Below are 12,963 nucleotides of genomic sequence, written 5' to 3'. Positions count from 1 at the left end.
CTAACGTCACTGACCCAACGTCACGGCGCCGAGGTCACTGACCCGAAATCACTGGGCCGTGAGCATCTCCCGGAACTCCTCGACTCCGCTGAGTTCGATATCGTCGCGGCGGCGGCGTTGCCAGGCCTGGCGGGTCAGGCGCCATCTCTGCAGCTGTGCGGGGTCACCTCGGCGGGTGTCCCATTCCACTCCGTTGGGTTCGTAACCGAGGGATTCGGACACCCGGTTCGAGCCGATGTTGTCCGTGAACGCATCGGATGCGGCCTCCCGCGCGTCGAGGCCGGCGAAGGCCAGGTGCAGCATGGCGCTGCGCATCTCGGTGCCGAGACCGCGGCCGCGCACATCGGTCGAGAGCCAGGAGAAGGAGAGGACGGTGGCGCAGGTGTCGAACTTCTCCGCGATGAGGTCCTGCATCCCGACCGCGCGGCCATCGACGAGCACGGCGAAGCCGAGACGGAATTCGGACGGCGTGAACCGACCGCGCGCCCGCCAGACTCCCTGCAGCCAGCTGTTCACGCGGGTCTCCGGATCGGATTCGTAGAAGGACATCGGGTCGTCGTCAGGGGCGGGCTCGGCGAAGGCTTTGCCTCCGCGGACCAGTGGGACAAGCCGTTCGAGCATGTCATCGTCGGCGCCGACGAGCTCGAGTCGCGGTGTCCTCACGCGGATCTGCAGCGGCGCATAGTCCAACATGCCTCCAACCTAAGCGCGCTCGGGCGTTTCCACAATGGGTGCGCACCACGCAGCGACTCCCGCTGCGTGACGAACGCCGTGCCGCGAGCGCCGTGCGACTCCGCTGTGCGGCGAGCGCCGTGCGCATCGCCGGCGAAGTGTCTGTAGCGTAGGAGTCCGAATCAGAATCCAGCCGAAGGTGGTGCCGCAATGCCGCAGACCGAAATTCCGCAACCCACGACCGTCGTCTTCGACCTCGGCAATGTCCTCATCGGCTGGGATCAGGCCCTGCCCCTGGCCGATCGGATGAGCCGGGAGGAGTGGAATGCCTTCGCCGCCGAGGCCGATTTCGCGGCCCTGAACTCCGCATCCGATTCCGGCGTCCCCGTCGCCGAGGTGGTCGCCCGGGCCGCGGAGACCGATCCTCGGCACGGCGAGATCGTCTCCCTGTACTACGAGAACTTCGCGAAGTCCCTGACCGGTCCGATCGACGGCATGGCCGAGGTCGTCGCCGAACTCAAGGAGTCCGGCACGAGGCTGCTCGGACTCTCGAACTGGGCGGCCGAGACCTTCCACCATGCACCCGCGGCGGCGCCGGCGATCAGCGAACTCGAGGACGTGGTCGTCTCGGGTCGGGAGAAGCTCATCAAACCCGATCCGGCGATCTTCCACGTCCTCGCCGATCGCTTCGGACTCGATCCCGCCCGCACCGTCTTCGTCGACGACCTGCCTGCGAACATCGAGGCCGCGAACCGACTCGGATTTCTAGGCCTCGTGTTCACCGATGCGGAGTCACTGCGCCAGGATCTCGTCCGGCTCGGGCTGCTCGACGATTGATAGCGTAGGACCCATCCGCGCCTGGAGTTCCCACCCGCGGTCGAACCAGAGGAGGACCATTGACGACAGCAGCATTCCTGGAGCGCTTCGACTCGCAATCGGACTGGCAGCGTGAGCTCTACAAGGACTTCCATCGCCACCCGGAGGTCAGCCTCGACGAGAACGCAACGGTACAGCGGATCGCCTCGGAGTTGGAGAACATGAACCTGAGTGTCCAGCACATCTCCGAGACCGGACTCGTCGCCGTGATCGAGAACGGGCCCGGATCGACGGTGCTGGCCCGTGCGGACATCGACGCCCTACCCGTCTCCGAGGACACCGGCCTCGACTATGCCTCCACGATCGAGGGCGTCATGCATGCCTGCGGGCACGATATGCACATCACCGCCCTCCTCGGCGCCGTCCGGCTGCTCAATGAGAACCGCGACGCCTGGTCGGGCACCTACATCGCCCTGTTCCAGCCGGCCGAGGAGAACGCCGCCGGGGCACGCGCGATGATCGACGACGGCCTGACTGCGAAGGTGCCGAAACCCGATATCGCCTTCGCCCAGCACGTGATGCCCCAGCCCGCCGGTCAGATCCAAACCGCGTCCGGACCGGTGCTCTCGGCCGGGGATTCGGTCAGGATCACCGTGTTCGGCCGCGGCGCCCATGGGTCGATGCCGCACCTGTCGGTGGATCCGGTGGTGCTCGCCGCGACGATCGTGCTGCGTCTGCAGACCATCGTCTCCCGCGAGACCGAACCGGGTGAGTTCGCGGTGGTCACGGTCGGGGCGTCGAACTCGGGAACGAAGTCGAACATCATCCCGGATCGAGCCCAGCTTCTGCTCAACCTGCGCACCTACGACACCGCCGTCCGGGAGCGGATCATCGCCTCCATCGAACGGATCGTGCGCGGCGAGTGTGCGGCCGCCGGATCCCCACGAGACCCGAGTTTCGAGTACTACGATCAGTTCCCGCTGACCGACAACCCGCCCGAGTCCACTGACACCGTGACCGCTGCGTTCACCGACTGCTTCGGCGCCGAGGTGGTCCGGCAGGCCAGCCCGGCGACCGCCTCGGAGGACTTCAGTGAGATCCCGGACGCCTTCGGCGTTCCCTATGTCTACTGGTTCGTCGGCTCGGCCGATCCCGAGAAGTATCGGGCGGCCGAGGAGGCGGGAACCGTGCTCACGGACATCCCCGCCAACCATTCCCCGCAGTTCGCCCCGGTGATCGATCCGACCCTCGAACTTGCGACCAAGGCCCAGGTCGTCGCCGCCCTGTCGTATCTGGGGCGCACCTGATCGGTGGGAGCCTGATCGGTGTAAGCGAGGTGCCGAGGTCATGACCGAATCCCCGGACGAGTGGACGCTCGAACCCCCGGACGAACGAGCGCTCGAATCCCCCTACGAGCGTGCGCTCGGAGCGCGGAGATCGCGACTTCACCCGGTGCTGCAGAGGTACTTCGCAGCCGTTCCCGCCGGATCGGTCGGAATCGGCGAGGGCGTGTTCGAGTGCTTCGGGACCCGCCATCGGTGGCTGTGGCCGGCGTTGGCGGTTCTGGGTCGCGCTCATGTGATCGCTCCCGGCATGCATCGACAGGTTCCGTTCCGGGTCGAGAACCGGACCGTCGATGGAGAGCAGACCGCCACGAGGACCCTTGATCTGGGCGGACGCAGCTGGTCGATGCGCGATGCCGTCCATCTGGGGCGCGGCGGTCGCGTCGTCGATGTGCTCGGTCGGCCTGCTCTCGTCGAGGCGAGCTTCGACGTGGCGGTGACGAAGGATCACCTGAGCCTGAGCAGCGCCGAGGTGATCCTGCGGCTCGGACGTCTCCGTCTTCCCGTTCCCGGCCCGCTTCGTCCCGGCATCAGGTTGAGCGAGCACTTCGATGACGGCGAAGAGCGGCAGCGCATCGAGCTCACCGTGGACATGCCGGTACTCGGGCGGGTCTATGAGTACCGCGGCTGGTTCACCTATGAGATCAGGCCGGAGGCAGGGACATCCGATCACGGTCATAGGTAATCGTGGAGTAGCCGTGCGGGATGGGAGTTCCCGTCTCGTCGACCCCGACGAAGACGAGCTGGTCGATGCTCAGAATGGACTTGCGGGTGATCATATTGCGCACCCGCGCCCGCATCGTCAGCGAAGTTCGACCGAATCGGGTGGCGACGAGACCCATTTCGATGAGGTCGCCTTCCCGTGCCGAGGCCTCGAATTCGATCTCGGAGATCAGCTTGGTCACGACGCGGGGGTTGCCGAGTTGGATGATCGCGTAGATCGCGGCCTCCTCGTCGATCCACCTCAGCAGGCTGCCGCCGAAGAGGGAGCCGTTGGCGTTGAGATCCTCGGGCCGCACCCATTTGCGCGTATAGAAGTTCATCCCATCGCCGAGGCGACCGGCACTCTGTGGTTTCGCGGGCTTCTCATGGTGTTCGCTTCCCAGCGTCAGTTCAGGCATGAGCTCAGCGTAGCCAGGGGATGTTTCGCCCTCGTTTCCGTCGAGTTCCGCCGATATTGCGGATCATCCCGGGTATCGGGGAACCACCTCGGCGTCGGACGAACCGCGGTCCCACCTCGGCGTCGGCACGGACTCGGCGCTGCTCGTCGGCTAGCGACGCCCTTCGAAATCGTCTTTCATCGTCGTCAGGGTCTTACGGATGTTCAGCCGCTGGAAGTCAGCGAAGGACCGGCCTTTGGTGACGATGCGGTCGAAGACCCAGGCTGCCCAACCCGGCCATGCCTGTCGGTCGTCGTGCCAGGTCTCGGTGACCCTGGTTGATCCGCCCAGGTCCTCGAAGTCATACGACCAGCTGGCATTGGCGCCCTCGAGCGACGGCGAGCGCGGTCCGATCTTGCGCACGGTGAACGCGAAGCGCCGGCCCGGAGTCGAATCGGTGACCACGCATTCGGTCACCCAGGTGGCTCGGCCGCGCCGATTGGTGCCGTCGAACACCTCGCCGACCTGCAGAGGTCGGCCGATCGCCGTCGTGCCTGCGCCGGTGTTCTCGGGACTCCACCGGGGCATCTGCGTCGGGTCGGCGACCTGGGACCAGATCACCTCGGCGTCGGCCTTGATCTCGATGCTGTCGCTGACCTGCATGGTCCGTGCCATCGTCGTCCCTTCGATCGGTGTGAGCCCTGTGCCTCGCCTGGCCGTCCGCCGACTCGATGCCGACCCAACACGCTGCGGGCCCGGAGTTAGGCTGGGCGTGTGACCACCATTCAAACACGCCGCCTGCGCCTGCGGGAGCTCGGGGCCGACGACCTCGATGAGATGGCGGCCATGCTGGGCGATCCGACGGTGATGATGCACTACCCCGCACCCAAGACCCGCGCCGAGGCGGCCGCGTGGATCGAATGGAATCTGGCCAACTATGCCGAACATGGCTTCGGGCTGTGGGCCGTGGAGACGCACGAGCGCGAGTTCATCGGCGACTGCGGACTCACCTGGCAGAGGGTCAACGGTGCTCCTCATCTTGAGCTCGGCTACCACGTGAAGTCCTCGGCTCAGGGACAGGGCTATGCCACCGAGGCGGCTCTGGCCTGCCGCGATCACGCCCGTTCACACGGTCTTGGGAAGCAGCTCGTCTCGGTCATCCACCGCGAGAACACGCCGTCCCAGCGGGTGGCCGAGAAGGTCGGCATGCGCCTTGATACGTCCCTGCGGCACGAGTCACCCGTCCACATCGTCTTCGCCATGGATCTCGGCAGCGACGACGTCAGCGTTTGCGGAATCGGCTGAGGAATTGACCAAGGAATCGGCTCACTTCTGATCCTCCGCCGTGGTTCCCGAGGTTCCTCCTCTGCCCAACAGCGCTTCCTGGTGGGCGACCGCCTCTTCCCGCAGCGCCTGGACGACGGCCGCGACAGCGGGGCGGCGCAGGGAGTCGGGGCGCAGCACCAGCCAGTACGGGAGTCTTTCGGAGAGCTCGGCGGGGAACAGTCGCACGAGGTCGGGGTGGAGGTCGGCCATGAAGCACGGGAGGAATCCGATTCCGGCGCCCGCCCGCGTGGCCTCCACGTGGACGAAGACGTTCGTCGAGGTCAGACCGTCCTTCATGCCCGGTACCAGGCGGCGGGGCGCATCGAGGTCGTCGACCTGGAGCATCGAATCGACGAAGTACACGAGCTGATGTTCGATGAGTTCGTCGACCGTGGCCGGGGTGCCGTTGGCGGCGAGGTAGTCTCGCGAGGCGTACATGCCCAGTTCGTACTCGGCGAGTCTGAACGCTTCGGCGCGGTGGACTTGGGGTTCGCCGACGACGACTTCGATGTCGAGTCCCGAACGCTGCTGGAGAGCGCGGCGGGTGACCGTGACGATCTCCACGCTCAGGCCCGAGTGAGTCCTGCGCAGCTTGGACACGGCCGGGGAGGCGACATAGGCGCTGAACCCGTCGGTCGCCGTCATCCGCACCACTCCCGTCACCGAGTCGGGTGCCTGCCCAGAATCACCGAGGCCGCGCACGGCGCTTTCGACCTGTTCGGCCACTCGGACCGCCTCGGCGCCCAGGTCGGTCAGCTCCCATCCTTCGGCCGAACGGGAGAGCACACGTCCGCCCAGGGCCTTCTCGAGCGCGGCGATGCGCCGCGAGATCGTCGTGTGATTGACCCCGAGGGTGTGCGCGGCGATGGCGAACTTGGCGGAGCGGGAGACGGTGAGCAGCACCAGCAGGTCGTTGGGCGTGGTGTCCATGTCAGCAATGGTACGCAGGCCGGATGGGAAGTTAGTCTCGGTGTATGGATGAAACCGCTGCCAGGGACGAGGTCATCGCCTTTCGGCTCGCATCACATCACCTCGACGGCCGACTGGGTGAGCGGGACCTCCTCAGGGCCGCCGGCGCGTGCGGGATCCAGAACAGCCCGCCGGGTTCCGGTCTGACCGCCCTGTACGCCCGAGTGGAGGGAATGTCCCGCGAAAGGCTCGACTCGGCCGTGGCCGAAGACAGGACCCTCCTGCAGAGCTGGTGCATGCGCGGTGCGCCCTTCTATTTCCCCACCTCGGACCTGGATCTCTTCACCACAGGTGTGCTCCCGGGAACCGAGAAGTCGTTGCGTCACTTCGTCCTCGGCGTCGAGCAGTCCGTTGACGATCTCGGTGTGGAGCTCGGTGAACTCGTCAACTCGGCGGAGGAGGCGATCGACGGGATCCTCCGCGGTCAACGAATGACCATCACCGAACTCGGCGAGGAGCTCGCCCGCGCGATGGCGGACTCGCTGACCGTCGGGCAGCGGAAGATCTGGGTAAAGGAGGGGCCGTACGCAAAGGGCCAGAGCCTCGGCGAGGGAGTCGTGCACTTCTGCATTCGGATTCTCACGCTGCGCCAGATTCTCTGCTTCGCTCCCCGGGACGGGAACACGGCACCGTTCGTGCTCGTCGATGAGTGGTTGGACCGGCCGAAGAAATCGCGCCAAACAGACCTCGACCCATCGACGATCGACGCCGCCCGTGCGGACCTGCTTCGTCGCTACCTGCACTGCTATGGGCCTTCGACACGGGCGGATTTCGCTGCCTGGCTCGGGATTCGCTCCACCGAGGCTGCGGCCTGGTGGGACCTGCTCGAGGGTGAGTTGACCGAGATCCGATTCGGGCGGAAGACGTGGATGCTCACCGAGGATGTCGATGCTCTGCATTCCGTGCAGATGCCGCGGGGAGTCCGTCTGTTGCCGCCCCGAGACCCGTATACGCAGATGAGGGACCGGGAGACGATCGTCGACAAAGTTCATCACTCCACGGTGTGGAAGACCGTCGGCGAACCCGGAGCGGTGCTCGTCGACGGGAGGATCGCCGGAACCTGGCGAGGGCGGAAGAAAAACTCGAACTTCACCGTCACGTTCTCACTGTTCGACACGGTGCACACGAAAGAGAAGAAGGCCTTGACCGCCGAGGCGGAGGCGATCGGTGCCCTGCGCCAGGCGCGACGAGTCGACGTGGAGTTCGACGACTGATCCCCTGCCCTGAGAATACTCAGCGAGTGCCCTCACCCCAGTAACTCAGCCGCAGCGGCACGCCTCCTCATCGGCGCAGGAGCACGACTCGGCTTCGCGCTCTCCCGTGAGCACGGCGACCGGAGCCGCGCAGCAGGCATCGCCCCGCCAGGCTTCGAGGCCTTCCCGCACCGCGAAGACCGCGATGACCAAGGCCGCGAGGGAATCTGCCCATGCCCAACCGAGCAGGCTATTGAGCAGCAGCCCGACGAGCAGGGCGGCACTGAGGTAGGTGCAGATGAGGGTCTGTTTAGAGTCCGCCACCGCCGAGGCGGATCCGAGTTCGCGTCCGGTGCGCCGTTCGAACCAGCTGAGGAAAGGCATGACGAGCAGGCTGAGGGCTGCGATGACGATGCCGACGGTGGAGTGTTCGGGATCCCGCAGGCCGGTGAGAGACAGCACGGCGTCAAGGCCGACGTATGCGGCGAGAGCGAAGAAGGACACGGCGATCACCCGCAGGGCCGTCTTCTCTCGGAGTTCCGGGTTCGGGGCCGCGAACTGCCAGGCCACGGCCGCGGCGGAGAGGACCTCGACGATCGAATCGAGACCGAAGCCGATGAGGGCCGCCGAGGAGGCTGCTCCTCCCGCGGCGATCGCGACCACGGCTTCGATGACGTTCCAGGTGATCGTGATCGCGACGATGATCCGGATCCGTCGTCGCAGAGTCGCCGCCCGCGCCGAGCTCGGCAATGGCCGGACCGCCTTCGAGGTCGGGTTCACGTCGGTCGCCGTCATCGGGTCACCGAGTTCTCGCAGCACCCTTCGACCGCGCAGTCCGGGTCGAGGCACTCGACGTTCTCATCGACGGCCAAGGTCACCTCTACGAGGGCATTGAGTGCCGCTGCCAGGTGGGGGTCGGCGATCTCATAGCGGGTCTGTCGTCCTTCGGGTTCAGCGACGATGATGCCGCATCCGCGCAGGCAGGCCAGATGGTTCGAAACATTCGTCCTGGTCAGCTCCAGGTCTCTGGCCAGTTGGGCCGGGTAGCCGGGTTCGTCGAGGAGGGAGAGGAGGATACGCGATCGGGTGGAATCGGCCATGGCGCGACCGAGTCGATTCATAGCATCGAGCCTCGAAGCGATAGTCAGCATACACTGACCATACAGTGTTCACTGAACTATGAGAAGGCTGGTCCGAGTTCGGGGTTCGAAGCTGAGGACGGGGTGGAAGTCGCCTCGGGGCTACCGCACCCGCTGGGGTTCCCGCGATCTCAGTGCCGCCACCAGGACGCACACGCCGAAGGCTCCGATGCTCAGCACCGAACCGACGATGAGAATGCCGATATCGGCAGGCAGGTCCACCTGGTCGGCGGGCTCGGTGGGGGCATTTCCCGCGGGGTCGATCATCACCGTGATCGTGTCGCCCTCATCGATGTCGTCGAAGCCGTCTTTGCCGCGGTAGATCATCGGCTGGTCGACCGGCGTTCCGTCGGTCTTCTCCAGGGTGTACTCGTGCGTGTAGACGTCTCGGCTCGGATCGGTGGAGTCATGGACGGTTTCGTGCTCGACGGTGTGGTCGACGACGACGACTTCGGTGAGCTCGCCGACCTTGGCCAGAGCGAGGTCTTCGGCGAGCATGATCGTCCCGATGCCGGCGATCGCGACGGCGGGCCCGACTAACCACAGCGGCCATCTGCGGCCCATCGCCTTGTACACGCCGATGAGAGCCACGATGAACGCGCAGCAGGCGATGATGATGCCCGCCAAGAGCAGAGACGGCCACAGGTAAGTCACGGCGAATGCCACCGCGAAGCCGATGAACACCACCGCCACCATGATCAGCAGCGTCAGCAGACTGCGCGCTTTGCTCGGTGGCATGGATGCTCCCATCGGTCGACGACTCTTGAACCTTAGTGCGGCATGTTGACGAACCGGGACTTCGCGCCCTGGAACGCCACGGAGATGTCGGCCGTCGGACCGGCACGGTGCTTGGCGACGATGATGTCGGCTTCGCCGGCGCGTTCGTGCTCCTTGTCGTACATGTCCTCACGGTGGATGAGGAGGACCATGTCAGCGTCCTGCTCGATCGATCCGGATTCGCGCAGGTCCGAGATCATCGGCCTCTTGTCCGTCCTCTGCTCGCTGCCTCGGTTGAGCTGCGAGAGCGCGATGACCGGGACTTCGAGCTCTTTGGCCAGCAGCTTGAGCGAACGCGAGAACTCGGAGACCTCCTGCTGACGCGACTCGACGCGCTTGCCCGAGCTCATCAGCTGCAGGTAGTCGACGCAGACCATCTTGAGATCATGCTGCTGCTTGAGCCGACGGCACTTCGCACGGATCTCGGTCAGCGCCATGTTCGGGGAGTCGTCGACGAACAGCGGGGCGTCATTGATCCGGGACTCCGTCGCGGCCAAGGTGGTCCAGTCATGGGGGCTGAGTTCGCCTCGTCGCAGGTTCTGCAGGGGAATCTCCGATTCCGCCGAGAGCAAGCGCATGACGAGCTCGTTCTTGCCCATCTCCAAGGAGAAGAACACGGCCGCCTGGCCGTGATGGATCGCCGCCGAACGCATGAAGTCCAGGGCCAGGGTCGACTTGCCGACTCCGGGGCGGGCGGCGATGACGATCATCGTGCCCGGGTGCAGACCGTTGGTGAGCAGGTCGAATTCGGTGAATCCGGTCGGCACGCCGGCGGTCTGTCCGTCGGTGTCGCCGTTGCGCTCGATCTCCTGGGCCACCTCGCCGAGGATGTCGGAGAGGATGACGTAGTCCTCGGTGGTGTGGCGCTCGGTCACCTTGTAGATCTCGGACTGCGCGAGGTTGACGACGTCGTCGGTGTCGCCCTCGGCGTCGTAGCCCATCTGCACGATGCGGGTGCCGGCCTCGACGAGGCGGCGCAGCACCGCCTGCTCGCTGACGATCGCGGCGTAGTAGCCGGCGTTGGCGGCCGTGGGCACCGAGGAGATGAGGGTGTGCAGGTAGGCGGCTCCGCCGACGCGGGAGAGGTCGCCGGTCTTCGTCAGATAGTTCGCCACCGTCACCGAATCGGCGGGCTCACCCTTCGAATAGAGGTCGAGGACCGCCTCGTAGATGGTCTCGTGAGCGGGCTTGTAGAAGTCGTCGCCGCTCATCGTCTCGACGCAGTCGGCGATCGCGTCCTTTGACAGCAGCATCGCACCGAGCACGCTCTGCTCCGCCTCGACATCCTGCGGCGGAGTCCTCAGGCCGTCATACCCCTGGTCGTTGCTCACTCGTCTTCCTCTTCCTCAAGCTGGTCGGCCCCTCGACTGCGGCCCGGGCAGGTGCCCGGCGGCGGCGCCCTCCAACTGTACCCGGCCTCGGAGCGTGCCTTCGATGGCCCCCCGAGCGCCATGCTAGGACGCGCCCATGACATGACCGAGGAGTTCCTCGGCCATCGGATCCGGCCCCTCGCCGAGGCGGTCCGCTCCGTCCCAGGTCAGCCGGTTTCGGTCGGTGTCGGTGGGGCCAGGGACCGTTCGATGCCGTCGAGCACGACCTCGAGCTTCCCGAGGAACCAGTCGAGGGGTTCGGCCGAGATCGACCCCCGGATCGCCTCGGCGATGGCTTCGCGCTCCTCCTCTGCCGGCTCCGGGGGTACTTCGGCCGGACGCACCGAGGCGGTGGGACGGACCAGCTCGCGCAGACTCTCCCGTCCCTTGTTGGAGGAGGGGACGATCGCATCGATGTGCTCGACCCCACGTCGGTTGTCGGCGACGAGGTCAAAGACGAGGTCGCAGGCCAGCACCGCGTTGGTCGCGGTGAAGCCGTGCCGCAGCAGCACCGCGCTTACGGTGCCCATGTACTCCATGGCTGTGGCCGGGACGGTGCCGCTGGAGACTTCGGTCGCGGATCCGGGATGGGCTTCGAAGACGTTCCAGGCCGCGAGCGCGGTCGATCGCAGCATCTGCCGCCAGGTGCCATCGAGGCTCGGCCATTCCATGCTCTCGAGCACGCGCTCGAGACCGATCCTGATCAGTTCCTCGCGGTCGGGAGCGTGCCGGAACAGGGTCGTCTCTCCGACGCCGAGGTGCTGGCGAACGGCGGCGAAGGTCAGGTCGGGGAATCCCACCTCGAGCACCGCCTCGGCGATCTGCTCCCGCGTCACCCGCGGCGGCCGTCCGCGTCTGCCCGCTGCCGGACTCACTCTCGGCCCACCTCGGCGCGCGCGGCCGGGCGGATCCTCACGCTCGGCACATGGTCCGGGCCCTCAGCGGCCGACGGTTTCAGCTCCATACCTCGACCATAACCTCTGCTCCGCCCGCGTGCGGACTCCTAGTCTCCGAGGGTGGCCTGTCCCGCGCCTGTGCCTTCCGCCGCTCGGGCGAGCCTGTCGGCGTCGACCGCGGCCACATCGGGCAGGCGACGGAAGCGGGAGTGGGCGAAGACGAAGACGGCGACGAGGCCGAGGACGACCGCGCCGACGATGACCGGCAGCGGCGGCCACAGGCCGTAGAGCGCGGTGCTCGCGGTGGGTGCGACGACGAAGGTCAGGCCGTTGGTGGCGCCGATGAGTCCGGCCAGGCCGCCCTGTTCCTCGCGGCTCATCAGCAGGGTCGGCCCGGCCGTGTATCCGGGCATTCCGATGCCCATGCCGAGGCCGATGAGGAGGATTCCGGCCACGATGGACCACAGTCCCAGATCCGGGATGAGGATGAGGAAGCCGAGCAGGGCGATGACGGCACCGACGCGAAGCAGGGTCGGCGGGGTCCATCCGCTGCGGGGGACGATGATGCTCTGGGCCACGACCATCCCGATTCCTGCCGCCAGGAGGACTCCGCCGGTGGCCAGTCCCGTGGTCTCGGCGTCGAGGGCGAGCCGATCCTGGATGATGAAGCCGCAGATCACCTGGATGAAGCCCAGGGAGGTCAGGAGGCCGAAACCGGCGAGCAGGAACGGCCAGACGCGGGTGTCGGCCGGGCGGATGCGGGCCGGGTCGGCGATGAGTTCGTGGCGGGGTTCGCGGCGGGGGACGAACAGGACGAGGACGAGCCCGACTCCGAGCAGGATCGGCACGACGACGAGCGGGGTGAGCAGGCCGAATCCGGCGAGTGCACCGCCGACGACGGCACCGGCGACCATCGCGATGCCCTGGACCGCGCCGACTCCGGCCATGCCTTTGACCCGGGCCGCCTCGTCGACGGTGACATCGGCGATATAGGCCTGGGCGGTCGGCGGGATCGCAGCGATCGCGGAGCCGAAGCCGATGCCGCGCAGCAGCAGGAACAGGGTGAACAGCGCGGATCCGCCGAGCACCGCGGTCATTCCCAGCTGCGAAACGAACGCGAAGGCGGCTGTGGCGATCGTGGCGATGCTCAGGGCCGTGATGAGCACGGTCCGCCTGCCCCAGGACTGGGAACGGCGGCCCCAGAATTGGCTTGTGAGCACCACCATGATCGCTGCGGTGCTGATCGTCACCCCGATCTGCCACTCCGCCAGACCGACTTCCCTGGCCAAGGGCGCGATGATCGGGTTGAGTGTCATCTGCGCGAGATAGGCGAGGAAGACGATCGTGAGAAGGACCTTCACC

Annotated in this window: 15 protein-coding genes; 5 read left to right on the top strand and 10 right to left on the bottom strand. The window is 66.5% G+C overall.

Translation table 11 applies throughout. From position 1 onward, the window contains the following. Positions 1-48 precede the first annotated feature (48 nt). Positions 49-693, bottom strand: a complete 645-nt coding sequence (locus ACH82I_RS11575) for a GNAT family N-acetyltransferase (protein WP_413332736.1) — start codon at positions 691-693, stop codon at positions 49-51. A gap of 189 nt (positions 694-882) precedes the next feature. Between ACH82I_RS11575 and ACH82I_RS11570 the strand changes: the two genes are divergently transcribed. Genes ACH82I_RS11570 through ACH82I_RS11560 form a run of 3 tightly spaced genes read left to right on the top strand, consistent with a single transcriptional unit; the run spans position 883 to position 3,516 of the window. Next, positions 883-1,509 (top strand): HAD family hydrolase, encoded by a 627-nt coding sequence (locus ACH82I_RS11570; RefSeq protein ID WP_230745786.1) that lies wholly within the window; start codon positions 883-885, stop codon positions 1,507-1,509. A 59-nt stretch (positions 1,510-1,568) separates the two neighbouring features. Next, complete coding sequence (locus ACH82I_RS11565) at positions 1,569-2,795, top strand: amidohydrolase (RefSeq protein ID WP_230745784.1); 1,227 nt, start codon at positions 1,569-1,571, stop codon at positions 2,793-2,795. 40 nt (positions 2,796-2,835) lie between these two features. After that, the gene (locus tag ACH82I_RS11560) at positions 2,836-3,516 is read left to right on the top strand and encodes a DUF4166 domain-containing protein (RefSeq protein ID WP_413332733.1); all 681 of its coding nucleotides are present in this window, start codon (positions 2,836-2,838) and stop codon (positions 3,514-3,516) included. Here the strand turns inward: ACH82I_RS11560 and ACH82I_RS11555 are convergent. Both ACH82I_RS11555 and ACH82I_RS11550 read right to left on the bottom strand, forming a co-directional pair. Further along, positions 3,476-3,874 carry an acyl-CoA thioesterase gene (locus ACH82I_RS11555; RefSeq protein ID WP_230745870.1) on the bottom strand — a complete coding sequence of 133 codons (399 nt, stop codon included), beginning with the start codon at positions 3,872-3,874 and terminating at the stop codon, positions 3,476-3,478. The two genes, ACH82I_RS11560 and ACH82I_RS11555, sit on opposite strands and share 41 nt — an antisense overlap. Positions 3,875-4,102: 228 nt before the next feature. Further along, positions 4,103-4,606, bottom strand: a complete 504-nt coding sequence (locus tag ACH82I_RS11550; protein WP_413332730.1) for an SRPBCC family protein — start codon at positions 4,604-4,606, stop codon at positions 4,103-4,105. A 99-nt stretch (positions 4,607-4,705) separates the two neighbouring features. On the opposite strand from ACH82I_RS11550, the gene ACH82I_RS11545 reads away from it, so the two are divergent. Beyond that, positions 4,706-5,236, top strand: a complete 531-nt coding sequence (locus tag ACH82I_RS11545) for a GNAT family N-acetyltransferase (RefSeq protein ID WP_413332728.1) — start codon at positions 4,706-4,708, stop codon at positions 5,234-5,236. Positions 5,237-5,257: 21 nt separating this feature from the next. On the opposite strand, the gene ACH82I_RS11540 is transcribed toward ACH82I_RS11545, so the two are convergent. Further along, a complete protein-coding gene (locus ACH82I_RS11540; protein ID WP_230745777.1) occupies positions 5,258-6,187 on the bottom strand; it encodes a LysR family transcriptional regulator in 930 nt (309 codons plus the stop codon). 44 nt (positions 6,188-6,231) lie between these two features. On the opposite strand from ACH82I_RS11540, the gene ACH82I_RS11535 reads away from it, so the two are divergent. Continuing rightward, positions 6,232-7,440 carry a winged helix DNA-binding domain-containing protein gene (locus tag ACH82I_RS11535; protein ID WP_413332725.1) on the top strand — a complete coding sequence of 403 codons (1,209 nt, stop codon included), beginning with the start codon at positions 6,232-6,234 and terminating at the stop codon, positions 7,438-7,440. Positions 7,441-7,485: 45 nt separating this feature from the next. Here ACH82I_RS11535 and ACH82I_RS11530 read toward each other — a convergent pair whose 3' ends face one another. The 6 genes from ACH82I_RS11530 to ACH82I_RS11505 all read right to left on the bottom strand — a co-directional run bounded on the left by ACH82I_RS11530 (position 7,486) and on the right by ACH82I_RS11505 (position 12,962). Continuing rightward, positions 7,486-8,214: a cation transporter gene (locus tag ACH82I_RS11530; RefSeq protein WP_413332723.1), complete on the bottom strand. Its 729-nt coding sequence runs from the start codon at positions 8,212-8,214 to the stop codon at positions 7,486-7,488. After that, a complete protein-coding gene (gene cmtR, locus ACH82I_RS11525; RefSeq protein ID WP_230745772.1) occupies positions 8,211-8,570 on the bottom strand; it encodes a Cd(II)/Pb(II)-sensing metalloregulatory transcriptional regulator CmtR in 360 nt (119 codons plus the stop codon). Before cmtR ends, ACH82I_RS11530 begins: the two co-directional genes overlap by 4 nt. 90 nt (positions 8,571-8,660) lie before the next feature. Beyond that, positions 8,661-9,296 (bottom strand): hypothetical protein, encoded by a 636-nt coding sequence (locus ACH82I_RS11520; RefSeq protein ID WP_413332721.1) that lies wholly within the window; start codon positions 9,294-9,296, stop codon positions 8,661-8,663. A 32-nt stretch (positions 9,297-9,328) separates the two neighbouring features. After that, on the bottom strand, positions 9,329-10,666 hold the full coding sequence (gene dnaB, locus ACH82I_RS11515; protein ID WP_413332719.1) for a replicative DNA helicase: 1,338 nt from the start codon (positions 10,664-10,666) through the stop codon (positions 9,329-9,331). A 206-nt stretch (positions 10,667-10,872) separates the two neighbouring features. Then, positions 10,873-11,580: a TetR/AcrR family transcriptional regulator gene (locus ACH82I_RS11510; RefSeq protein WP_230745769.1), complete on the bottom strand. Its 708-nt coding sequence runs from the start codon at positions 11,578-11,580 to the stop codon at positions 10,873-10,875. A gap of 128 nt (positions 11,581-11,708) precedes the next feature. Continuing rightward, positions 11,709-12,962, bottom strand: a complete 1,254-nt coding sequence (locus ACH82I_RS11505; protein ID WP_413332716.1) for an MFS transporter — start codon at positions 12,960-12,962, stop codon at positions 11,709-11,711. Position 12,963: the final 1 nt, after the last annotated feature.

The sequence above is a fragment of the Brevibacterium sp. GP-SGM9 genome (assembly GCF_047300845.1).
Taxonomy (GTDB): Bacteria; Actinomycetota; Actinomycetes; order Actinomycetales; family Brevibacteriaceae; genus Brevibacterium.
This window is presented reverse-complemented; position numbering and strand designations above follow the sequence as displayed.

Coding starts and splice junctions, on each gene's coding strand:
- ACH82I_RS11530 (WP_413332723.1), bottom strand. CDS start 8,214: ATGACGGCGACCGACGTGAACCCGACCTCGAAGGCGGTCCGGCCATTG.
- ACH82I_RS11570 (WP_230745786.1), top strand. CDS start 883: ATGCCGCAGACCGAAATTCCGCAACCCACGACCGTCGTCTTCGACCTC.
- ACH82I_RS11550 (WP_413332730.1), bottom strand. CDS start 4,606: ATGGCACGGACCATGCAGGTCAGCGACAGCATCGAGATCAAGGCCGAC.
- ACH82I_RS11520 (WP_413332721.1), bottom strand. CDS start 9,296: ATGCCACCGAGCAAAGCGCGCAGTCTGCTGACGCTGCTGATCATGGTG.
- ACH82I_RS11560 (WP_413332733.1), top strand. CDS start 2,836: ATGACCGAATCCCCGGACGAGTGGACGCTCGAACCCCCGGACGAACGA.
- ACH82I_RS11540 (WP_230745777.1), bottom strand. CDS start 6,187: ATGGACACCACGCCCAACGACCTGCTGGTGCTGCTCACCGTCTCCCGC.
- ACH82I_RS11535 (WP_413332725.1), top strand. CDS start 6,232: ATGGATGAAACCGCTGCCAGGGACGAGGTCATCGCCTTTCGGCTCGCA.
- ACH82I_RS11575 (WP_413332736.1), bottom strand. CDS start 693: ATGTTGGACTATGCGCCGCTGCAGATCCGCGTGAGGACACCGCGACTC.
- ACH82I_RS11555 (WP_230745870.1), bottom strand. CDS start 3,874: ATGAACTTCTATACGCGCAAATGGGTGCGGCCCGAGGATCTCAACGCC.
- cmtR (WP_230745772.1), bottom strand. CDS start 8,570: ATGCTGACTATCGCTTCGAGGCTCGATGCTATGAATCGACTCGGTCGC.